20 protein-coding genes and 1 pseudogene are annotated in these 22,531 nt (G+C 60.7%); 14 read left to right on the top strand and 7 right to left on the bottom strand.

The genetic code is table 11. The annotated features are described in order from the left end of the window. The 4 genes from B0W55_RS12995 to B0W55_RS12980 form a co-directional block, all read right to left on the bottom strand. On the bottom strand, window positions 1-813 hold an 813-nt coding region (locus B0W55_RS12995; RefSeq protein ID WP_139340909.1), incomplete at its 3' end, for a protein-glutamate O-methyltransferase CheR. Then, entirely contained in the window at window positions 810-1,346 is a 537-nt protein-coding gene (locus tag B0W55_RS12990) for a chemotaxis protein CheW (RefSeq protein ID WP_077046395.1), read from the bottom strand. The genes B0W55_RS12990 and B0W55_RS12995, both read right to left, overlap by 4 nt. Further along, window positions 1,346-2,968 (bottom strand): methyl-accepting chemotaxis protein, encoded by a 1,623-nt coding sequence (locus B0W55_RS12985; protein ID WP_077046394.1) that lies wholly within the window; start codon window positions 2,966-2,968, stop codon window positions 1,346-1,348. The genes B0W55_RS12990 and B0W55_RS12985 overlap by 1 nt, the downstream gene beginning before the upstream one ends. 299 nt (window positions 2,969-3,267) lie before the next feature. Further along, window positions 3,268-3,990: a tellurite resistance TerB family protein gene (locus B0W55_RS12980; protein WP_077046393.1), complete on the bottom strand. Its 723-nt coding sequence runs from the start codon at window positions 3,988-3,990 to the stop codon at window positions 3,268-3,270. 189 nt (window positions 3,991-4,179) lie between these two features. Between B0W55_RS12980 and B0W55_RS12975 the strand changes: the two genes are divergently transcribed. The 8 genes from B0W55_RS12975 to B0W55_RS12940 all read left to right on the top strand — a co-directional run bounded on the left by B0W55_RS12975 (window position 4,180) and on the right by B0W55_RS12940 (window position 14,228). Beyond that, a complete protein-coding gene (locus B0W55_RS12975; RefSeq protein WP_008151654.1) occupies window positions 4,180-5,094 on the top strand; it encodes a LysR family transcriptional regulator in 915 nt (304 codons plus the stop codon). 103 nt (window positions 5,095-5,197) lie between these two features. Beyond that, on the top strand, window positions 5,198-6,685 hold the full coding sequence (locus tag B0W55_RS12970) for a gamma-aminobutyraldehyde dehydrogenase (protein ID WP_077046392.1): 1,488 nt from the start codon (window positions 5,198-5,200) through the stop codon (window positions 6,683-6,685). 83 nt (window positions 6,686-6,768) lie between these two features. Continuing rightward, window positions 6,769-7,920, top strand: coding sequence for a putative ABC transporter substrate-binding protein YdcS (ydcS, locus tag B0W55_RS12965; RefSeq protein ID WP_077046391.1), 1,152 nt, complete (start codon window positions 6,769-6,771; stop codon window positions 7,918-7,920). A gap of 228 nt (window positions 7,921-8,148) precedes the next feature. Further along, window positions 8,149-9,186, top strand: a complete 1,038-nt coding sequence (locus B0W55_RS12960) for an ABC transporter ATP-binding protein (RefSeq protein ID WP_077046390.1) — start codon at window positions 8,149-8,151, stop codon at window positions 9,184-9,186. Window position 9,187: 1 nt separating this feature from the next. Further along, on the top strand, window positions 9,188-10,135 hold the full coding sequence (locus tag B0W55_RS12955) for an ABC transporter permease (protein ID WP_077046389.1): 948 nt from the start codon (window positions 9,188-9,190) through the stop codon (window positions 10,133-10,135). Continuing rightward, window positions 10,125-10,934, top strand: a complete 810-nt coding sequence (locus tag B0W55_RS12950) for an ABC transporter permease (RefSeq protein WP_077046388.1) — start codon at window positions 10,125-10,127, stop codon at window positions 10,932-10,934. The genes B0W55_RS12955 and B0W55_RS12950 overlap by 11 nt, the downstream gene beginning before the upstream one ends. A gap of 167 nt (window positions 10,935-11,101) precedes the next feature. Continuing rightward, window positions 11,102-12,526, top strand: coding sequence for a gamma-aminobutyraldehyde dehydrogenase (locus B0W55_RS12945; protein ID WP_077046387.1), 1,425 nt, complete (start codon window positions 11,102-11,104; stop codon window positions 12,524-12,526). A gap of 217 nt (window positions 12,527-12,743) precedes the next feature. Continuing rightward, complete coding sequence (locus tag B0W55_RS12940) at window positions 12,744-14,228, top strand: APC family permease (RefSeq protein WP_077046386.1); 1,485 nt, start codon at window positions 12,744-12,746, stop codon at window positions 14,226-14,228. A 51-nt stretch (window positions 14,229-14,279) separates the two neighbouring features. Here B0W55_RS12940 and B0W55_RS31140 read toward each other — a convergent pair. Then, window positions 14,280-14,363 (bottom strand): annotated as a pseudogene (locus B0W55_RS31140) (RloB domain-containing protein); the annotation flags it as partial. 68 nt (window positions 14,364-14,431) lie between these two features. After that, window positions 14,432-15,685 (bottom strand): ATP/GTP-binding protein, encoded by a 1,254-nt coding sequence (locus tag B0W55_RS12935; RefSeq protein WP_077046385.1) that lies wholly within the window; start codon window positions 15,683-15,685, stop codon window positions 14,432-14,434. Window positions 15,686-16,120: 435 nt separating this feature from the next. On the opposite strand from B0W55_RS12935, the gene B0W55_RS12930 reads away from it, so the two are divergent. After that, on the top strand, window positions 16,121-16,630 hold the full coding sequence (locus tag B0W55_RS12930) for a Bro-N domain-containing protein (protein ID WP_077046384.1): 510 nt from the start codon (window positions 16,121-16,123) through the stop codon (window positions 16,628-16,630). Between the two features lie 54 nt (window positions 16,631-16,684). On the opposite strand, the gene B0W55_RS12925 is transcribed toward B0W55_RS12930, so the two are convergent. Continuing rightward, window positions 16,685-16,870 (bottom strand): hypothetical protein, encoded by a 186-nt coding sequence (locus tag B0W55_RS12925; RefSeq protein WP_077046383.1) that lies wholly within the window; start codon window positions 16,868-16,870, stop codon window positions 16,685-16,687. Between the two features lie 416 nt (window positions 16,871-17,286). On the opposite strand from B0W55_RS12925, the gene B0W55_RS12920 reads away from it, so the two are divergent. The 5 genes from B0W55_RS12920 to B0W55_RS12900 all read left to right on the top strand — a co-directional run bounded on the left by B0W55_RS12920 (window position 17,287) and on the right by B0W55_RS12900 (window position 22,461). Next, entirely contained in the window at window positions 17,287-18,918 is a 1,632-nt protein-coding gene (locus B0W55_RS12920) for a glucan biosynthesis protein D (RefSeq protein ID WP_077046382.1), read from the top strand. A 276-nt stretch (window positions 18,919-19,194) separates the two neighbouring features. Then, window positions 19,195-20,121: a glutamate/aspartate ABC transporter substrate-binding protein gene (locus B0W55_RS12915; protein ID WP_077046398.1), complete on the top strand. Its 927-nt coding sequence runs from the start codon at window positions 19,195-19,197 to the stop codon at window positions 20,119-20,121. A 191-nt stretch (window positions 20,122-20,312) separates the two neighbouring features. After that, a complete protein-coding gene (locus tag B0W55_RS12910; protein ID WP_077046381.1) occupies window positions 20,313-21,059 on the top strand; it encodes an amino acid ABC transporter permease in 747 nt (248 codons plus the stop codon). Further along, complete coding sequence (locus tag B0W55_RS12905; protein WP_077046380.1) at window positions 21,059-21,730, top strand: amino acid ABC transporter permease; 672 nt, start codon at window positions 21,059-21,061, stop codon at window positions 21,728-21,730. Before B0W55_RS12910 ends, B0W55_RS12905 begins: the two co-directional genes overlap by 1 nt. Then, the gene (locus B0W55_RS12900) at window positions 21,727-22,461 is read left to right on the top strand and encodes an amino acid ABC transporter ATP-binding protein (protein ID WP_077046379.1); all 735 of its coding nucleotides are present in this window, start codon (window positions 21,727-21,729) and stop codon (window positions 22,459-22,461) included. The genes B0W55_RS12905 and B0W55_RS12900 overlap by 4 nt, the downstream gene beginning before the upstream one ends. Window positions 22,462-22,531: the final 70 nt, after the last annotated feature.

Below are 22,531 nucleotides of genomic sequence, written 5' to 3'. Positions count from 1 at the left end.
CGGTTCGGGCTCGGCAGGACTGTGGCGACTGAAGGCAAACGACTGTGGGATACCGATCGAGCGCATGCCCAGGCGCCCCAGCAGGCTGCCTTCGGCCGGGCCGATGAACAGCACGCCATCGACGTGGGTCAGGCGCTTGAGTACTTCGAACACCTGCTTTTGCGTGGCCAGGTCGAAATAGATCAGCAGATTGCGGCAGAACACGAAATCAAACGGCGGCTCATTGGCGAGCAAGGTCGGATCCAGCACATTGCCGACTTGCAGGCGCACTTGGTCCAGCACTCGACTGTTGAGGTGATAACCATCGTTTTCGGCGGTGAAATAGCGCTCGCGATAGCTCAAGTCCTCGCCGCGAAAGGAATTCTTGCCGTACAGCGCACGCCGGGCCTTGTCCACCGACAAAGGGCTCACGTCCATGCCGTCGACCTTGAACTGGTGCGGCTTGAACCCGGCATCGAGCAGCGCCATGGCGATCGAATACGGCTCTTCGCCGGTAGAGCACGGCAGGCTGAGAATGCGCAGGGCCCGCAGGTTATTGATCTCGCTCAGGCGCCGGGCCGCCAGTTTCGCCAGGGTGGCGAAGGATTCCGGGTACCGGAAGAACCAGGTCTCGGGGACGATCACCGCTTCGATCAATGCCTGCTGCTCGTCACCGCAGGTTTGCAGCCTGCGCCAGTACTCGTCGGCCGTCTGCGCATTGGATGCCGTGCTGCGCTGACGCACCGCGCGCTCGATGATCGCCGGGCCCACCGAGGTCACGTCGAGGCCGATGCGTTCCTTGAGGAAATCGAAAAAACGCTGGTCGTTGCTCATGACTGTTCCTCAAGCAGCGTGAGGTCCAATGGGGGCGACGGATACAACAGCGCGCGGACCCGCTCGTCCAACAGATCGACGACCCGCACCCATTGCAGCAAACCCTGCTCGTCCTTGCGCACCGGCCCCAGGTAAGGGGCCTGGGGAGTGTCCAGGCCATAGGGCTGAAAGTCCGCCGGATCGCAACGCAAGGTGTCAGTGGCCTGCTCCAGGATCAGGCCGAGCAGTTGCGCCGGTGCGCTTTGATCCGGGCGGTAATGCACCAGCACCAGTCGCGTGCTGGTCCGGGCCTGGGCAGGCGCATCGAAGGTCAACGCGCTGAGGTCGATCACCGGCACCACGACGCCACGCCAGGCGAATACGCCGGCCACCCATTGGGGCGCCCGGGCAATCGGCTTCAAGGGCAGGCGCGGCAGCACTTCGGCCACTTCAGTGGCGCGCAGGGCATAGCGCTCGCAACCAATGCGAAACACCAGGAACAGCGCATGGGGCGCCTGCTTGATAGCAGTGCGCTTGACGGTGAGCTCGCTCATCAGACTTTGAATCGCGAAACGCCACCGCGCAGCCCGACGGCCACCTGGCTCAGTTCGTCGATGGCGAAGCTGGCCTGGCGCAGGGACTCGACAGTCTGGCTGCTGGCATCGCCCAGTTGCACCAGCGCGTGGTTGATCTGCTCGGCACCGGTGGCCTGGGCCTGCATGCCCTCGTTGACCATCAGCACCCGCGGCGCCAGCGCCTGCACCTGATGGATGATCTGCGACAACTGCTCGCCCACCTGCTGCACTTCGGACATGCCCCGGCGCACTTCTTCGGAGAACTTGTCCATGCCCATCACCCCGGCCGACACCGCCGACTGAATCTCACGCACCATCTGCTCGATGTCGTAGGTGGCGACGGCGGTCTGGTCCGCCAGGCGCCGCACTTCGGTGGCGACCACGGCAAAACCGCGACCGTATTCACCGGCCTTCTCGGCCTCGATAGCGGCGTTGAGCGACAGCAGGTTGGTCTGGTCGGCGACCTTGACGATGGTCACCACCACCTGGTTGATGTTGCCGGCCTTCTCATTGAGGATCGCCAGTTTGGCGTTGACCAGATCGGCCGCGCCCATCACCGAGTGCATGGTTTCTTCCATGCGCGCCAGCCCTTGCTGCCCGGAGCCGGCGGCCACCGAGGCCTGATCGGCGGCGGTGGACACTTCGGTCATGGTGCGCACCAGATCCCGCGAAGTGGCAGCAATTTCACGGGACGTCGCGCCGATTTCGGTGGTGGTGGCGGCGGTTTCGGTGGCGGTGGCCTGCTGCTGCTTGGAGGTGGCGGCGATCTCGGTGACCGAGGTGGTGACCTGCACCGACGAGCGCTGGGCCTGGGATACGAGGGCGGTCAGCTCGGTCATCATGTCGTTAAAGCCGGTTTCGACGGCGCCGAATTCGTCTTTGCGATCCAGGTTCAGGCGACGGCTGAGATCGCCGGTGCGCATCACTTCGAGGATCTGCACGATGCGGTTCATCGGCGCCATGATCGCGCGCATCAGCAGCAGGCCGCAGAGACCGGCGGCCAGTACCGCGATCAGCAGCGATATGCCCATGATGACTTTAGCGGTGAGCACCGCATCATCGATGGCGACAATGTCCCTGTCGGCCACGGCCTTGTTATGCAGCAGAATATCGTTGAGCTTCATCCGTCCCGTCGTCCAGGCTGGCGTCAGCTCGTCGTTGAACATCGTGATCGCGTCGGCATTCTGGTTGCGCTTATGCAGATCGATGACCGCCGCCAGTATCCGATGGTAATCGTCGTGGGCCTTCTGGAACGCGGCGAACTCGGTCCGGTCCTCATCGTCGGTGATGGTCTGGCGATACAGGTCCATCTGTTCTTGCAGGCGCACGGCATAGCCACTGAAATCCGCGGCATCCTTGGTGTTGAAGCCCTGCCCTTGCTCAAGGCCGAGCATGGCTTGAATGCGCAGGAAACTGTCGGACCAGGCGCCGCGAATCATCGAACTGTAGAACAAGCCAGGGAGTGCATCCTCGCGCACACTGGCTTGGCTGTCTTCGATCTTCAACAGCCTTGAATACGAGACGACCACCATCAACAGCATGATGGCGATGATGACTGCAAAACTCGCCAAAATGCGTTGGCGCAACGTCCAGTTCTTCACAGGCTGTCCTCGGGGTCGTTTCGAAATGCGGGGAGTATAGCCGAGGGCGGTGTTTCATTAATAAGACGGGTGCGCACCACTTCTCATCCCGCTTGGAAAAAGCCGGGATTGGCTCTGGATGGGGACTGTCCGCTACTGGCGGGAGGTGTGCCAGTGGTGATTTGGCACAAAGGGACCGTGGAATGGTCATGGAGGGCGGTGGCGATAATGAAGACGCCATCGCGGGCAAGCCTCGCTCCTACAGGACTCGATGCGAATCCTGTAGGCGCGAGGCTTGCCCGCGATGGTATTTTCAAACCTTAAACAGCAGCCAGGCGCACCTGCTTCTCCAACTCGGCCTTCAACCCCGGTTCCAGCTTGAGCTGTCGCGCCAGTTCATCGAGGTAGGATTTCTCCATGAAGCTTTCCTCGTCCACCAGCATCACGCTGGCGATGTACATTTCGGCCGCCATCTCCGGGGTTTTGGCGGCGCGGGCGACATCAGTTGGGTCCAGGGGCTTGTTCAGCTCCGCGTGCAGCCAGTGCTGCAGTTCCTGATCATTGTCGAGCTTGGTGAACTCGCCTTCGATCAACTCCCGCTCACGCTCATCGATGTGCCCATCGGCCTTGGCCGCGGCCACCAGGGCCTTGAGGATCGCCTGGCTGTGTTGCTCGACCTGCGCGGCGGGCAGGCGGTCCAGGGTTTGCGGTTCGTTCTTCGGCGCGGTGCCCTGCTGGGCCTGCCAGTTACCGTAAGCCTTGTAGGCCAGCACACCCAGCGCCGCGAGACCGCCGTACACCGCGACCTTGCCGCCCACCTTGCGCGCCTTCTTGCTACCGAGCAGCAGCCCCATGGCCCCCGCCGCCAGAGCGCCGCCGCCAGCGCCCGAGAGCAAACCACCCAGCCCGCCCGAGCCGCCACTGTTGCCGCCGAGCAACCCGCCCAAACCAGCGGACGCTTTGTTCTGCGCCCCGCCCGTCTTGTTCTGCAACAGATCCTGGCCGGACTTGAGCAGTTGATCGAGCAATCCACGGGTGTTCATTTTCCGCCTCCAAAAAAGGTGTAACCGGATTTTGAGGCAACCAGACTAGATCGAAAGTGCCCGGCGCCTGCCAGCAAGAGTGCTTCCAGATGTTGCCCGCAGCCTTGTGCATGAACCTTGCGGCTGCTTTCTGTTTTTTAGATATACACTCGAACAAATCGATAAAAACCGCCCACCGGGTACCCTTCCATGATGACCCTGCGTCAGATCCGTCATTTCATCGCCGTGGCCGAGACCGGTTCGATCTCCGCCGCTGCGCAGACCGCCTTCATTTCCCAGTCCACCCTGACCCTGGCGATCCAGCAACTGGAACAGGAAATCGGCGTCGGCCTGTTCAATCGCCACGCCAAGGGCATGACCCTCACCCACCAGGGCCACCAATTCCTGCGCCAGGCGCACTTGATCCTGGCCACCGTCGACAACGCCAAGCGCAGCCTGCAACAGAGCACCGACCAGGTGGCCGGGCAGTTGATCATCGGCGTGACCAGCCTGGTGGCCGGTTATTACCTGGCGGATTTGCTCACCCGTTTCCAGCGGGCCTACCCCAACGTGGAAATTCGCGTGATGGAGGACGAGCGCCCATACATCGAGCATTTGCTGGTCAGCGGCGAGATCGATGTCGGTGTACTGATCCTGTCCAACCTGGAAGACCGTCATGCCCTGCAGACCGAAGTGCTGACTCACTCGCCCCATCGGTTGTGGCTGCCAGCCCAGCATCCACTGCTGGAACACGACAGCATCAACCTGGCCGACGTGGCCCGGGAGCCATTGATTCAACTGAACGTCGATGAAATGGACCGCAACGCCCAGCGCATGTGGACCGCCGCCTCCCTGCAACCGCGCATCACTTTGCGCACCGCCTCGACCGAAGCAGTGCGAAGCCTGGTGGCCGCCGGGCTGGGGGTCTCTATCCAGCCGGACATGACTTATCGCCCCTGGTCGCTGGAAGGCGACATCATCGAAGCGCGGCCGATTGCCGATCTCAGCCAGACCCTGGACGTCGGCCTCGCCTGGCGGCGCGGCACTGCACGGCCGGCGCTGGTCGACCCGTTCCTGACCGTCGCCCGAGAGCAGCCCCACGGCGGGCGCAAGCCATCTATTTAATCGAACGCCACCTTCAGTATTTAGTATTTGTCGACCTCGGGTCCGCGCACTAGTCTTGCTGCATCTATATAAGACGGGCCGGCCCCCAGGCATTGGGAGCAGCATGGCCACACAAGAAAAGAGATCGCGAAAAATGGCTGGCGCGCAGACCCCGTTGTTCACCGCGTTGTTGATCGATGGCGAATTGGTCGCCGGGCAAGGCTTCGTCGAGCCGATCATCAATCCGGCCACGGGCGAGGTGCTGACACAGATCGCCGAAGCCAGCACCGAACAGGTCGAAGCCGCCATCCTCGCCGCCCACCGCGCCTTCGCCGGTTGGTCACGCACCACCCCGCAGCAACGCTCGAACCTGCTGCTGGACATTGCCAACGCCATCGAAAAAAACGCCGACCTGCTGGCCCGTCTCGAAGCGCTGAACTGCGGCAAGCCGTTGCACCTGGCCCGTCAGGACGACCTGAGCGCCACCGTCGATGTGTTCCGCTTCTTCGCTGGCGCCGTGCGTTGCCAGACCGGTCAACTCAGCGGTGAATACCTGCCGGGCTACACCAGCATGGTGCGCCGCGATCCGATTGGCGTTGTCGCATCGATTGCGCCGTGGAATTACCCGATCATGATGGCCGCGTGGAAAATCGCCCCGGCCCTGGCCGCCGGCAACACCCTGGTGTTCAAGCCATCGGAACACACGCCGCTGTCGATCCTGGCCTTGGCGCCAGCCTTGGCCGAGATCCTGCCGCGTGGCGTGATCAACATTGTCTGCGGGGGTGGCGAAGGCGTCGGCAGCCATCTGGTCAGCCATCCCAAGGTGCGCATGGTGTCGCTGACCGGCGATATCGTCACCGGGCAGAAGATCCTTCAGGCCGCAGCCAAAACCCTCAAGCGCACTCACCTGGAACTGGGCGGCAAAGCCCCGGTAATCGTCTGCAACGATGCCGACATTCAGGCCGTGGTCGAAGGCGTGCGCACCTACGGTTACTACAACGCCGGGCAGGATTGCACGGCGGCGTGCCGGGTTTATGCACAGGCCGGGATTCACGATCGGCTGGTGGCGGAACTCGGCGCGGCGGTCAGCAGCATTCGTTTTGCCGGCAAGCGCGACGCCGACAACGAGATCGGCCCGCTGATCAGCACTCGCCAGCGCGACCGCGTGGCCAGTTTCGTCGAGCGCGCCCTCGGTCAGCCGCACATCGAGCGTGTGACCGGTGCGGCGGTGCACTCCGGTGCCGGTTTCTTTTATCAGCCGACCTTGCTGGCCGGTTGCAGACAGAGCGACGAAATCGTCCAGCGCGAAGTGTTCGGCCCGGTGGTCACCGTGACCCGTTTCGATGAGCTGGAACAGGCCGTGGACTGGGCCAACGATTCGGAATATGGCCTGGCGTCCTCAGTCTGGACCCAGAACCTGGACAAGGCGATGCAGGTCGCCGCGCGTTTGCAGTACGGCTGCACCTGGATCAACAGCCACTTCATGCTGGTCAGCGAAATGCCCCATGGCGGCCTCAAGCGCTCGGGCTACGGCAAGGACCTGTCCAGCGACTCACTACAGGACTACAGCGTGGTGCGGCACATCATGGCGCGCCACGGCCAGCATCTCTGACTACGCTAATAACAAGCCGCCAACGGCATGCTTCACCACGTTCACAACTGCCCCGACCATAATTTGAAGAAGAGGGAATTCCCATGTTCGTGCACAAGACCGCACTGCTCAGTGCAATCACCACCGCGCTGCTGGCCAGTGCCAGTGTCCAGGCCGCCGAGCCGCTCAAGGCGGTCGGCGCCGGCGAAGGCCAGCTGGATATCGTGGCGTGGCCTGGCTACATCGAACGTGGTGAAAGCGACAAGGCGTATGACTGGGTGACCGGTTTCGAGAAGGAAACCGGCTGCAAGGTCAACGTGAAGACCGCCGCCACCTCCGATGAGATGGTGAGCCTGATGGCCAAGGGGGGTTATGACCTGGTGACCGCGTCCGGCGACGCGTCCCTGCGCCTGATCGTCGGCAAGCGTGTGCAGCCGATCAACACCGCGTTGATCCCGAACTGGAAGAACCTCGACCCGCGCCTCAAGGATGCGCCGTGGTACGTGGTCAACAAGCAGACCTACGGCACACCCTATCAGTGGGGCCCGAACGTGCTGATGTACAACACCAACGTGTTCAAGACCGCGCCGACCAGTTGGGGCGTGGTGTTCAACGCCGAAGACCTGCCGGACGGCAAGTCGAACAAGGGCCGTGTGCAGGCCTATGACGGCCCGATCTACATCGCCGACGCGGCGCTGTACCTCAAGTCCGCCAAGCCGGAACTGGGCATCCAGAACCCCTACGAACTGACCGAAGCACAGTACAAGGCGGTACTCGACCTGCTGCGCGCCCAACAGCCGCTGATCCACCGCTACTGGCACGACACCACCGTGCAAATGAGCGACTTCAAGAACGAAGGTGTGGTCGCCTCCGGCGCCTGGCCGTATCAGGTCAACGGCCTGATGAACGAGAAACAGCCGATCGCCTCGACCATTCCGAAAGAAGGCGCCACCGGCTGGGCCGACACCACCATGCTGCACACCGACGCCAAGCACCCCAACTGTGCCTACAAGTGGATGGACTGGTCGCTGACCCCGAAAGTCCAGGGCGACGTGGCAGCGTGGTTCGGTTCATTGCCAGCGGTGCGGGCAGCGTGCAAGGAAAGCGAACTGCTCGGCGCCGAAGGCTGCAAGACCAACGGTTTCGACCAGTTCGACAAGATCGCCTTCTGGAAAACCCCGCAGGCTGAAGGCGGCAAATTCGTGCCATACAGCCGCTGGACCCAGGACTACATCGCGATCATGGGCGGCCGATAGGTTGTGAACTGACGCAGATTCAATTGTGGGAGCGGGCTTACTCGCGAAAGGGCCATCACATTCAACAGTGAGGGTGGCTGACACAACGCTTTCGCGAGCAAGCCCGCTCCCACATCAGATCTCCACCCTTGCTACCACCCTTTTCACCCCTACAGAACGTCGCCTCGTTTTTTCAGAAGTCCAGGCAGGGCCGCTGCGACGGCCTTCGCCTTTTGGGAGCACCGCACCATGACGCTTGCAGTCCAGTTCACCAACGTTTCCCGTCAGTTCGGCGAAGTGAAAGCCGTTGACCGGGTTTCCATCGATATCCAGGACGGCGAGTTCTTCTCCATGCTGGGGCCTTCGGGCTCGGGCAAAACCACCTGCCTGCGCCTGATCGCCGGTTTCGAACAACCGAGCGCAGGCTCCATCCGCATTCACGGCGAGGAAGCCGCCGGGCTGCCGCCGTATCAGCGTGACGTGAACACCGTGTTCCAGGATTACGCGCTGTTCCCGCACATGAACGTGCTCGACAACGTCGCCTACGGTTTGAAAGTCAAAGGCGTCGGCAAAAACGAACGCCGCAAGCGCGCCGAAGAAGCCCTCGACATGGTCGCCCTCGGCGGTTACGGCGAGCGTAAACCGGTGCAGCTTTCCGGCGGCCAACGCCAGCGGGTGGCCCTGGCCCGCGCCCTTGTCAATCGTCCACGGGTGCTGCTGCTCGACGAACCCCTCGGCGCACTGGACCTGAAGCTGCGCGAACAGATGCAAAGCGAGTTGAAGAAGCTTCAACGCCAGTTGGGCATCACCTTCATTTTCGTCACCCACGATCAGACCGAAGCGCTGTCGATGTCCGACCGCGTGGCCGTGTTCAACAAGGGCCGCATCGAACAGGTGGACTCGCCGCGCAACCTGTACATGAAACCGGCGACCACCTTCGTCGCCGAATTCGTCGGCACCTCCAACGTGATTCGCGGCGACCTGGCCAAACAGCTGAGCGGCAATCCACAGCCGTTTTCGATCCGTCCGGAACACGTGCGTTTCGCCGAAGGCCCGCTGGCCAGCCACGAGATCGAAGTCAGCGGCCTGCTGCACGATATCCAGTACCAGGGCAGCGCCACCCGCTATGAGCTGAAGCTGGAAAACGGCCAGACCCTGAACATCAGCCAGGCCAACAATCAATGGCTCGACACCAGCGCGCAGCACCAGACCGGGCAACGCCTGAGTGCGCGCTGGGCCCGGGAAGCGATGATCCCGTTGCACGACACCGTTGCGGGCGGGGTGTGAGATGAACACCTTGGCAATCTCTCAACCGGCCGCAGGCAGCTCACCGCTGCGCAGGTTCTCCAACCTGCTGTATCGCCGGCCGAACCTGTACCTGTCGATGCTGTTGGTGCCGCCGCTGCTGTGGTTCGGCGCGATCTACCTCGGTTCGCTGCTGACCCTGCTGTGGCAAGGTTTCTACACCTTCGACGACTTCACCATGGCGGTCACTCCGGACCTGACCCTGGCCAACTTCGCCGCGCTGTTCCAGCCGTCGAACTTCGACATCATCCTGCGCACCCTGAGCATGGCCATCGTGGTGTCGATCGCCAGCGCCATCGTCGCCTTCCCGATCGCCTACTACATGGCGCGCTACACCACCGGCAAGACCAAGGCGTTTTTCTACATCGCGGTGATGATGCCGATGTGGGCCAGCTACATCGTCAAGGCTTATGCCTGGACGCTGTTGCTGGCCAAAGGCGGTGTGGCGCAGTGGTTCGTCCAGCACCTTGGGCTGGAGCCGGTCCTGCAGTTCGTGCTGGGGATTCCGGGGATCGGTGGCAGTACGCTGTCGACCTCGCACCTGGGGCGGTTCATGGTGTTCGTCTACATCTGGCTGCCGTTCATGATCCTGCCGATCCAGGCCTCGCTGGAGCGTTTGCCACCTTCTTTGTTGCAAGCGTCCGCCGACTTAGGCGCCAAGCCCCGGCAGACCTTCATGCAGGTGATCCTGCCGCTGTCGGTGCCAGGCATCGCTGCCGGCTCGATCTTCACTTTTTCGCTGACCCTGGGCGACTTCATCGTGCCGCAACTGGTGGGCCCACCGGGGTATTTCGTCGGCAGCATGGTGTATGCCCAGCAAGGCGCGATCGGCAACATGCCGATGGCTGCTGCGTTCACGCTGGTGCCGATCGTTCTGATCGCCGTTTACCTGACCATCGTCAAGCGACTGGGGGCCTTCGATGCACTCTGAGAAAGCGTCTATTGGCTTGCGCATCGCAGCCTGGGGCGGGTTGGTGTTTTTGCACTTTCCGATCCTGATCATCTTCCTCTACGCCTTCAACACCGAAGACGCAGCGTTCAGCTTTCCACCCAAGGGCTTCACCCTGAAGTGGATCGGCGTGGCGTTCTCGCGGCCCGACGTGCTCGAAGCGATCAAGCTGTCGTTGCAGATCGCTTCGGTGGCCACGCTGATCGCCCTGGTGCTCGGCACACTGGCCTCGGCGGCCTTGTACCGTCGGGACTTCTTCGGCAAGCAAGGCATCTCGCTGATGCTGATCCTGCCGATCGCGCTGCCGGGGATCATCACCGGGATCGCGCTGCTGGCGACCTTCAAGACGCTGGGGATCGAACCGGGAATGTTCACCATCATCGTCGGCCACGCGACCTTCTGCGTGGTGATCGTCTACAACAACGTCATCGCCCGTTTGCGCCGCACCTCCCACAGTTTGATCGAGGCTTCGATGGACCTCGGCGCCGACGGTTGGCAGACCTTCCGCTACATCATCCTGCCCAACCTCGGCTCGGCACTGCTGGCCGGCGGCATGCTCGCGTTTGCGCTGTCGTTCGACGAAATCATCGTCACCACCTTCACCGCCGGCCATGAACGCACCCTGCCGCTGTGGCTGCTCAACCAGCTCAGCCGCCCCCGGGACGTGCCGGTGACCAACGTCGTGGCGATGCTGGTGATGATGGTGACCATGCTGCCGATCCTGGGCGCCTATTACCTGACACGGGGTGGCGAGAGCGTGGCCGGTAGCGGCGGGAAATAACTTCATGACAGACACCACGGTCCCCTGTGGGAGCGGGCTTGCTCGCGAAGAGGCCATCACCTTCGACACCGATGCTGGCTGATCTATCGCTTTCGCGAGCAAGCCCGCTCCCACATCCGACCCGGTTTCTACAGATAAAAATAAACAGCTTCGAAGAGGACAATGCCATGCAAACCCAACTCCTGATCAACGGCCAATTCGTCACCGGCGAAGGCCCCGCCCAACCGGTGTTCAACCCGGCGCTGGGCCGGGTGCTGGTGGAAATCAACGAGGCCAGCGAAGCCCAGGTCGATGCCGCCGTGCGCGCCGCCGATGCCGCGTTCGACAGCTGGTCGCAGACCGCGCCGAAAGATCGCTCGCTGCTGCTGCTCAAACTCGCCGACGCCATCGAAGCCAATGGCGAAGAGCTGGCCAAGCTGGAATCGGACAACTGCGGCAAGCCCTACAGCGCCGCGCTGAACGACGAGATCCCGGCGATTGCCGACGTGTTCCGCTTCTTCGCCGGTGCCAGCCGCTGCATGAGCGGTTCGGCCGGTGGCGAATACCTGCCCGGCCACACCTCGATGATCCGTCGCGACCCGGTGGGCGTGATCGCCTCCATCGCGCCGTGGAACTACCCGCTGATGATGGTGGCCTGGAAAATCGCCCCGGCCCTGGCCGCCGGTAACACCGTGGTGCTCAAGCCGTCGGAACAGACTCCGCTGACCGCCCTGCGTCTGGCGCAACTGGCGGCGGAGATTTTCCCCGCCGGCGTGCTTAACCTGGTGTTCGGCCGTGGGCCTACGGTCGGCAGCCCGCTGGTGACCCACCCGAAAGTGCGCATGGTGTCGCTGACCGGCTCGATCGCCACCGGCTCGAACATCATTTCCAGCACCGCCGACACCGTCAAACGCATGCACATGGAACTGGGCGGCAAGGCGCCTGTGATCATCTTTGACGATGCCGACATCGATGCAGCTGTCGAGGGCATTCGTACCTTCGGTTTCTATAACGCTGGCCAGGACTGCACCGCGGCCTGCCGCATCTACGCGCAGGCCGGCATCTACGAAAAATTCGTCGAGAAGCTCGGCGCAGCAGTCAGCAGCATCAAGTACGGCTTGCAGGATGATCCGTCGACCGAACTGGGTCCGCTGATCACCGCACAGCACCGCGATCGCGTGGCCGGTTTCGTCGAGCGTGCCGTTGCGCAGTCGCACATCCGTTTGATCACCGGGGGCAAAGCGGTGGAAGGCAATGGCTTCTTCTTCGAACCGACGGTGCTGGCCGACGCGCAACAGGACGACGAGATCGTGCGCCGCGAGGTGTTCGGCCCGGTGGTGTCGGTGACCAAGTTCACCGATGAAGCGCAGGTGCTGGGCTGGGCCAACGATTCGGACTACGGCCTGGCCTCCTCGGTGTGGACCGCCGACGTCGGCCGCGCCCATCGCCTTTCGGCGCGCCTGCAGTACGGCTGCACCTGGGTGAACACCCACTTCATGCTGGTCAGCGAAATGCCCCATGGCGGGCAGAAACTGTCCGGCTACGGCAAGGACATGTCGATGTATGGGCTGGAGGATTACACCGTTGTGCGGCATGTGATGTTCAAGCACTGAAAGCATCGCCGGCAGGCTGGCTCCCACAGCCTGGAATGCATTCCCCTGTGGGAGCGGGCTTGCTCGCGAAGGCGTCACCTCGGTTTCAGGGTAGAAACCGGCATTACGCACCACCAGGATTCAAACACAACAATAACTACCGATCCGGGCGGCACCTCCATGGCCCCGCCCCGGTGTCGGCCATCCGAAATCTGCCGATTTTCCGGAGCAAACACACATGAGTGCATCACCCGATCTCTCTGCAGCCGTTGCCGACAGCGATGCCGAGCAACTGCGCAAACTCGGCTACACCTCCAACTTCAACCGCAGCATGAGCCTGTGGGAAAACTTCGCCCTGGGCTTCACCTACCTCTCGCCGGTCGTGGGGGTCTACACCCTCTTCGGTCTGTGCCTGGCGGCAGGCGGGCCACCGATGTTCTGGGCGTATCTGCTGGTCGGTTGCGGCCAGTTGCTGGTGTGCCTGATCTTCGGTGAAGTGGTCTCGCAATTCCCGATTTCCGGTGGCGTGTACCCGTGGGCCCGTCGCCTGGTGGGCAAGCGCTGGGCGTGGATGGTCGGCTGGATCTACTCCATCGCCCTGTGCGTGACCATCGCTGCCGTTGCGGTGGGTGCCGGCCCGTATCTGGCAGCCATGCTCGGCTTTGAGCCCAGCAACAACACCAACATCGTCATCGCCCTGGTGCTGACGCTGTTCGCCACCCTGGTCAACCTCAGCGGCACCAAGGTGCTGGCGCGCATCGCCATGTTTGGCTTCCTCTGCGAACTGGTGGGCGCGGTGATCGTCGGCGTGTACCTGCTGATCTTCGAGCGTCATCAACCGATCAGCGTGCTGTTCAACACCTTCGACATCAGCGTCAACGGCTCCTACCTGCCGGCCTTCCTCACCGCCTCGCTGGCGGGGATGTTCCTGTACTACGGCTTCGAAGCCTGTGGCGACGTGGCCGAAGAAACCCCGAACCCGAGCAAGAAGATCCCGGTGGCCATGCGCATGACCATCTACATCGGCGGCATCGCCGCGATGTTCGCGTGCCTGGCACTGATCCTCGCCGTGCCCGACATGCAGGCGGTGATCAACGGCACCGACAAGGACCCGGTCACCACCATCCTCAACAACGCCTTCGGCCCGGTGGGTTCGAAAGTGGTGATGGGCGTGGTGATGATTTCCTTCATCTCCTGCGTCATCAGCCTGCAAGCGGCGGCCAGTCGCCTGCTGTATTCCTACGCCCGGGATGAAATGGTCATCGGCAGCTCACTGCTGAAAAAGATCTCCCCGAACACCCAGGTGCCCGTCGCCGCATTGTTCGTGTCCGGCGTGCTGCCGGCGCTGATCATCATCCTCGGTTTCTTCCTGCAAGACGCCGTCGCCACCATCGTCAGCTTCGCCGCCATCGGCATCTACCTCGCGTTCCAGATGATCGTCCTCGGCGCACTCTACGCACGCCTCAAGGGCTGGAAACCCAGTGGCAAATTCACCCTGGGTGCCTGGGGCTGGCTGGTGAACATCGGCGCGCTGGTCTACGGCGTCGGCGCCATCATCAACATGGCCTGGCCGCGTACACCGGATGCGGCGTGGTACATCAACTATGCAATGGTGCTGAGCACGGCCATCGTGATTGGGTTGGGGTTGCTTTACATGTGGATTGGCAAGCCGTATGACCACGGGACGGCGCCTGCCGGGGATGCCTGGAAGGTTGGGCGGTAGTAGTCTTTTGATGGACACCCTGCCCGCAGTCATGCGGGCAGGGTCGGAGGGCTAGATTGGCTGTGGTCTGGATAGGGCTTCGAATTCGTCTATCAGCAAATGGATCTCGGTGCTGGGGTTCGGCTCACCGAGCACCAGCGCACTGGGTTGAGACCTGAACCGTGGAGCCTTGCGATCGAATGACCTGTACGAATTCGCCATGCTCAACCCTGCCTTAATAGCGGCAACCCGCGATAGCGGCCCTCAAAATAGCGTTTTTCGACATCCTCGCTCTCCCGGCCTTCGAAGTCATGAACCGAAAACAGGCTCGTGGCGCCGTGGGCATCGCGTTCGGTAATCCAGAACTGATCGCGGCGCAGAATTTTTTCGTTCATCAGGTGAGTGTCGTGGGTGGTAAAGATCAACTGAGTATCCAGCCCGCTGTCCAGATGCTTGCCGATCAGATCAGCGACGATTTCAGGGTGCAGGCTACTGTCCAGTTCATCGACACAAAGGATGCCGCTGCCACCAGCCTGATTCATCATGAACCAGGGTAGCCAAAAGCCAATCAGGTTCTTTGTGCCGCACGACTCATCGGAGAAATCAAAATCCGCGGTGCCTGAAACAGTGGAGTGAGTCAGCGTCACCTTGTCTTTTTGCGCAGCGGCAAGGAAGTCCTTCAGGGTAAGTTTTCCAGGGCTTTGAAGCGAAGTGCAATCGTCCGAATCGAGCGCGATGGCCGATACCGGAATGTCCAACGCTTTAAGAAAATCCCGAAGATCATTGGTATGGTTGGACACCATCTTCAGGAATCGGATTGACGCTGTGGATAACCCGATCATGTTGTTCTGCTCGATGACCAGAAGGCCGGTTTGAAACCAACTGAACGGCGCTCGCAACTGGCCCAACTCCTCACTGCTGTTGATCACCGCCTGCGCGAGAAACAGCATCCTTGGGCTCGTCAGGCGACGCCATGCGCCGTGTACGTCTTTGCCGCCCTCCAGTGTTTTGCCAAAAACATAGTGTTCGCCTTCAGCGTCGAATTGGCGGTCATACAGAAGCGTTTCTTTCCCTCTTGGAAAGCAGACCAGTTGCTCCCGAACGATCCGTTGGCTCGTCAATCCGAGCACGAACCGATATCGCATCCCTCCCTGAATGAAGTTGTATTCAAAAATACTGGGTTCATCCTTCAGTGCACGATCAAAACGAAAGGGCGATACCGGCATGGGTTCGTCATTCGAGCCCGAAGCGCCGGCGAGCAAGCGGCCAACGATGCCCATCGCACGGATCAACGAAGATTTGCCCGAGGCGTTCGGACCGTATATCGCAGCCACCTTCAGCAAGTCAGGAAGGCGCTCTGAACTCGCGGATGATTTGAACAGGTTACGCGCCTTGCTCAGACGAGGCGTCGCTGCCATGGACAGGGTTTGCCTGTCACGGAACGAGCGGTAATTGGAAACCGAAAATTCAATCAACATGGAGAAAACCTGCAGTTCATTCCCTGGAATTGAATTAATAAAGGAAAAACTGCAAGTCAGGTGTTGTTTGGCTACAAGCGGTGCAAAAACAGGAAATTCCTACAGACCGTGCCTTCGAGTGAAGGCTCTGTTTCCTACGACTAGCGTCGCCAGAGTAGACTTGGCGCCGCGAGCGCCTGACCGATAGGCTTTGTCCTGTCGCTGCCAAATCAGCGACCCGGAGTCGAAGCCGGAACCTATCAACATGGCGCATCCGCGCCCCCATACGAGCTGGGGCAATTCTTTGCCTTTCAGTTTTGCGTTATGGCGGGTCGTGCGGCGCGGGCCTCTCGGCTTACATGTTGATCGAGAATGTTCCGACTTCGAACGCCGCACGGTCCGCCACCCAAATCTGTCGAAGGATTGGTGGCGACTCTCTCAACATGGAGTCAAAAAATGCATAAGCTCACGTCCAGTCCACAAGAAACTCAATCCTGCTTCACCCCCACCGCCTTCACCCGCCATAACCGTTTCCTCCACGCCTTCATGCAGGATCATCAAGCCTGGTTCTGCATTCAGGACCTGGGCCGTCTGATGGGCCAACCACTGAACGAACGACTCATCCAGAAGCTTGATCCCGATCAGCGTCGCACTGTATGTCTGCTCAAGAACGGCAAAACCTTCGAAGGCCTGGTGATCAGTGAGTCAGGGGTCTACGCGCTGCTGGTTCACCATTTCATCCCGGAAAACCGTAATTTGAGGCAATGGCTGAGCAACGAAGTCGTGCCCATGTTGCGCAATGCGCAGACGGCGACCGTGGAAAACCTGCCGAGCCTGAGCGCCTTGAACTGGGCCGGAATCACGGTGCCTTTGTTGCACTATCAGCATCACGCCTGGATCAAGTGGCGGGACATGCCTGAGTTGATGCAAGTACAACGACCATTCCCGATTGCCAGCGCCTATTGAATCGATTCGATAAAAAGGGGCGGACTTTGCAGTCCGCCCTGTGATGTTTACTCCCTAAAACCGCGAAACACTCCTCATCGCATCTACCAGATACCTCATCGCTATCCGGTCGGCCTCCGACAATTCCCGATAGCGTTCCACCAGCTTCATTTCTTCGGAATTCAGTCGGCGCCTTCGCCGTCCGAGGCCCAGGCATGGAAAGATTCCCAACATTTCGGTGATGCCTTGTACTTTCGACATGGACGATGTCCTTCTCTACGTCAAAGAAAACTTCAGAAACCGCATCGCCCTCAATCCTTTTTTCCGGCAGCGCCACATGGCCACTGAACCGTACCGGCCCGAAGGGCATAAACCGGTCATGAGCACAGAATAGAAATATTCTCGGCGCTGAAAAGCGGTTTTTAGAGTAATTAGTCAAAAAAAGCAGTTATGCCCTGTAATTCAGACGGGCCTGTCGGAAATGTTTCCCGACATGTCTTGTTTCATTGCCGGGCTATCGTCGTGCCATCAATGATTTTTGCTCTGCAATCGAACGGTTTAAGCTATTGGGCATCTGTTTAAAGTCCGTCGCGTTTGGCCGAAGGCATGTCCGAACCGTAATTTCTGATCCAGCAGCGCCAGGAACGGCGCGGGATTGTTCACGACAGGTTGTATTTATGCACCGCAGGAACTTGCTCAAAGCCTCCATGGCCATTGCCGCCTACACCGGTTTGTCCGCCACCGGCCTGCTCGCCACCCAAGCCTGGGCGGCCAGCGGCAACGGGACGGCCGATGGCGAAGCCCAGGCCTTCGACTTCGAGGCCTTGAAGATCCAGGCCAAGCAGCTCGCCAGCAGCCGCTACCAGGACACCAAGCAGGTGTTGCCACCGACCCTGGCGACCATGACCCCGCAGAATTTCAATGCGATCCGCTACGACGGCGACCATTCGCTGTGGAAGGACAACAAGGGTCAGTTGGACGTGCAGTTCTTCCATGTGGGCATGGGGTTCAAGCAGCCGGTGCGCATGTACAGCGTCGACCCCAAGACCCGCATGGCCCGCGAGGTGCATTTCCGGCCTTCGCTGTTCAACTATGAAAACACCACGGTCGACACCAAACAGCTGGGCGGCGACCTGGGGTTTTCCGGCTTCAAGCTGTTCAAGGCGCCGGAGCTGGATAAGCACGATGTGGTGTCGTTCCTCGGCGCCAGCTACTTCCGCGCGGTGGACGCCACTGGCCAATATGGCCTGTCGGCCCGCGGCCTGGCGATCGACACCTACGCCAAGAAGCGCGAAGAGTTTCCTGATTTCACCAAGTTCTGGTTCGAGACCCCGGACAAGGACAGCACCCGCTTCGTGGTCTATGCCCTGCTCGACTCGCCGAGCGCCACCGGTGCCTACCGCTTTGACATCGATTGCCAGGCCGAGCGCGTGGTGATGGAGGTCGACGCCCACGTCAACGCGCGTACTGCCATCGATCAACTGGGCATCGCGCCGATGACCAGCATGTTCAGCTGCGGCACCCATGAGCGGCGGATGTGCGACACCATTCACCCGCAGATCCACGACTCCGATCGCCTGGCGATGTGGCGCGGCAATGGCGAATGGATCTGCCGTCCGCTGAACAACCCGGCCACCCTGCAATTCAACGCGTTCGCCGATACCGATCCGAAAGGCTTCGGCCTGGTGCAGACCGATCACGAGTTTGCCAGCTACCAGGACACCGTCGACTGGTACAGCCGGCGCCCGAGCCTGTGGGTCGAACCGACCACCCAATGGGGCGAGGGCTCGGTGGATCTGCTGGAGATCCCGACCACTGGCGAGACCCTGGACAACATCGTCGCCTTCTGGACACCGAAGAAACCGGTGGCGGCCGGCGACTCGCTGAACTACGGCTACAAACTCTACTGGAGCGCCTTGCCACCGGTCGGGACGCCGCTGGCGCGAGTCCACGCGACTCGCTCGGGCATGGGCGGTTTCACCGAAGGCTGGGCGCCGGGCGAGCACTACCCGCAGGTCTGGGCCCGTCGCTTTGCCGTGGACTTCACCGGGGGTGGTCTGGACCGTTTGCCTGCCGGGGCCGGCATCGAACCGGTGGTCACCTGCTCCAACGGGCAGGTCAAGGATTTCAGCGTATTGGTGCTCGATGACATCAAAGGCTTCCGGATCCTGTTCGACTGGTACCCGACCAATGACAGCGTCGACCCGGTCGAGCTGCGCCTGTTCATTCGCACCAACGATCGCACCCTGAGTGAAACCTGGTTGTACCAATACTTCCCGCCTGCGCCGGACAAGCGCAAATACAGCTGACAGCGGGTTGCGCCGCCGCACTATTCGGTTTTCCGAACGCGACCTCAGGGTCGGTTCGGTTAACCGGATTTCCCAGCGTAAAAAACAGCGCCACAAATATTTAATCGCCTTTTAAATCAACCAGTTAACTCATAGCGACTGGTCTGGCACGAGTCATGCTCTACACTTCTTCGACGAATGCCTGCTGCGCCAACACAACAGGAGCCGTCAGGCATTCGAAGCACAAAAGGGCCGGTGAACTGGCTCCATAAAAAAAACAATGTCGAGGAAAATTTGATGCGTATCGTTCCCCATATCCTGGGCGCAGCCATTGCTGCCGCTCTGATCAGCACTCCAGTTTTCGCCGCCGAACTCACCGGCACCTTGAAGAAGATCAAAGAATCCGGCGTCATCACCCTCGGACATCGCGACGCTTCCATTCCCTTTTCCTACATTGCAGACGCTACCGGCAAACCGGTCGGCTACTCCCACGACATCCAACTCAAAGTCGTCGAAGCGCTGAAAAAAGACCTGGACCTGCCGAACCTGCAAGTCAAATACAACCTGGTCACCTCGCAAACCCGTATCCCGCTGGTGCAGAACGGCACCGTGGACCTGGAGTGCGGTTCCACCACCAACAACGTCGAGCGTCAGCAGCAAGTTGACTTCTCCGTCGGCATCTTCGAAATCGGTACCCGCCTGCTGTCCAAGGCAGACTCCAAGTACAAGGACTTCCCGGACCTGGCCGGCAAGAACGTCGTGACCACCGCCGGCACCACCTCCGAGCGCATCCTCAAGGCGATGAACGCCGACAAGCAGATGGGCATGAACGTCATTTCCGCCAAAGACCACGGCGAATCCTTCCAGATGCTGGAAACCGGCCGTGCCGTTGCCTTCATGATGGACGACGCCCTGCTGGCAGGCGAAGCCGCCAAGGCCAAGAACGCGAAGGACTGGGCCGTCACCGGTACTCCACAGTCCTACGAAATCTACGGCTGCATGGTGCGCAAAGGCGACGAGCCGTTCAAAAAGGCTGTGGATGACGCCATCAAGGCCACCTATGCCTCGGGCGAGATCAACAAGATCTACGACAAATGGTTCATGCAGCCAATCCCGCCAAAAGGCCTGAACCTGAATTTCCCGATGAGCGACGAGCTCAAGGCGTTGATCGCCAATCCGACTGATAAAGCGGCTGACGACAAGGCTGCAGAAAAAAAGTCCTGATTTCTGACTAACCTTATCTCCTGACAGGGCACTGCCCTTTCAGGAGGTGTCACTTCCTGCTGGCATTTCTGGAAACACTCGAACCGGTGGCTATCGAGCCGTTCGCGTGTGCCTGATCGTCAAGATCGGGCGGGAACGGAGCTTCCCCCAAGCGGGTACTTGTACATCGATTGACTCAAGGGGAGACCCTAATGAATTACAACTGGGACTGGGGCGTGTTCTTCAAGTCCACCGGCGTGGGCAGCGAGACTTATCTCGACTGGTACATTTCGGGGCTTGGCTGGACCATTGCCATCGCCGTCGCGGCCTGGATCATTGCCCTGACACTGGGCTCGATCCTGGGCGTCATGCGTACCGTGCCGAACCGCCTCGTATCAGGCATCGCCACCTGCTACGTCGAACTCTTCCGTAACGTGCCGCTGCTGGTTCAGCTGTTCATCTGGTACTTCCTGGTGCCCGACCTGCTGCCACCGGACCTGCAAGAGTGGTACAAACAGGACCTGAACCCGACCACCTCGGCCTTCCTCAGCGTCGTCGTGTGCCTGGGCCTGTTCACCACCGCCCGCGTCTGCGAACAAGTGCGCACCGGCATCCAGGCGCTGCCCAAGGGTCAGGAATCGGCGGCTCGCGCCATGGGTTTCAAGCTGCCGCAGATCTACTGGAACGTGCTGCTGCCCCAGGCCTACCGGATCATCATTCCGCCGCTCACCTCGGAATTTCTCAACGTCTTCAAGAACTCGTCCGTGGCCTCGCTGATCGGCCTGATGGAGCTGCTCGCGCAGACCAAACAGACCGCCGAGTTCTCCGCCAACCTGTTCGAAGCCTTCACCCTGGCCACGCTGATCTACTTCACCCTGAACATGAGCCTGATGCTGCTGATGCGCCTGGTCGAGAAGAAAGTCGCCGTACCGGGCCTGATCTCCGCAGGGGGTAAATGATGGAATTTGACTTTTCTGGCATCGTGCCATCCCTGCCGGGCCTGTGGAACGGCATGGTCATGACCCTGCAACTGATGGCCCTGGGCGTGGTCGGCGGGATCATCCTGGGGACCATCCTGGCCCTGATGCGCCTGTCCCACAGCAAACTGCTGTCGAACCTGGCCGGCGCCTACGTTAACTACTTCCGTTCGATTCCATTGCTGCTGGTCATCACCTGGTTCTACCTGGCGGTACCGTTCGTGCTGCGCTGGATCACCGGCGAGGACACACCGATCGGCGCGTTCGCCTCGTGCATCGTGGCCTTCATGATGTTCGAAGCGGCGTATTTCTGCGAAATCGTCCGTGCCGGCGTGCAATCGATCCCCAAAGGCCAGATGGGTGCCGCGCAAGCATTGGGCATGACCTACGGCCAGATGATGCGCCTGATCATCCTGCCGCAAGCGTTCCGCAAGATGACCCCGCTGCTGCTGCAGCAGAGCATCATCCTGTTCCAGGACACCTCGCTGGTGTACGCCGTCGGCCTGGTGGACTTCCTCAATGCTTCGCGCGCCAGTGGCGACATCATTGGCCGCTCCAATGAGTTCCTGATCTTCGCAGGTCTCGTGTACTTCATCATCAGCTTTGCCGCCTCGCAGCTGGTCAAGCGTCTGCAAAAAAGGTTCGCCGTATGATCTCTATCAAAAACATCAACAAGTGGTATGGGGACTTCCAGGTGCTGACTGATTGCAGCACCGAGGTCAAGAAAGGCGAGGTGATTGTGGTGTGCGGGCCATCCGGTTCCGGCAAATCGACCCTGATCAAATGCGTCAACGCCCTGGAACCGTTCCAGAAAGGCGACATCGTGGTTGACGGCACTTCCATCGCCGACCCGAAGACCAATCTGCCGAAACTGCGCTCGCGCGTGGGCATGGTGTTCCAGCACTTCGAGCTGTTTCCACACCTGACCATCACCGAGAACCTGACCATCGCGCAGATCAAGGTGCTGGGTCGCAGCAAGGAAGAAGCCACCAAGAAAGGCCTGCAACTGCTCGAGCGCGTCGGTCTCTCGGCCCACGCCCACAAGCACCCGGGCCAATTGTCCGGTGGCCAGCAACAGCGTGTGGCGATTGCTCGCGCGCTGGCGATGGACCCGATCGTCATGCTGTTCGACGAACCGACCTCGGCGCTGGACCCGGAAATGGTCAACGAAGTACTGGACGTGATGGTGCAACTGGCCCACGAAGGCATGACCATGATGTGCGTGACCCACGAAATGGGCTTCGCCCGCAAAGTGGCGGACCGGGTGATCTTCATGGACCAGGGCAAGATCATCGAAGACTGTCAGAAAGAGGACTTCTTCGGCGACATCAGCCACCGCGCCGAACGTACGCAGCACTTCCTCAACAAGATTCTGCAGCACTAACAGTTGTACGCCCTTCCCTGTAGGAGCGAGCTTGCTCGCGAAGAAATCAAAGACACCGCGTACATCCAGA

The sequence above is a fragment of the Pseudomonas sp. KK4 genome (genome assembly GCF_001984065.1).
Lineage (GTDB): Bacteria > Pseudomonadota > Gammaproteobacteria > Pseudomonadales > Pseudomonadaceae > Aquipseudomonas.
The sequence above is the reverse complement of the archived record's forward strand: the minus strand, read 5'-3'. Positions and strand labels throughout refer to the sequence as shown.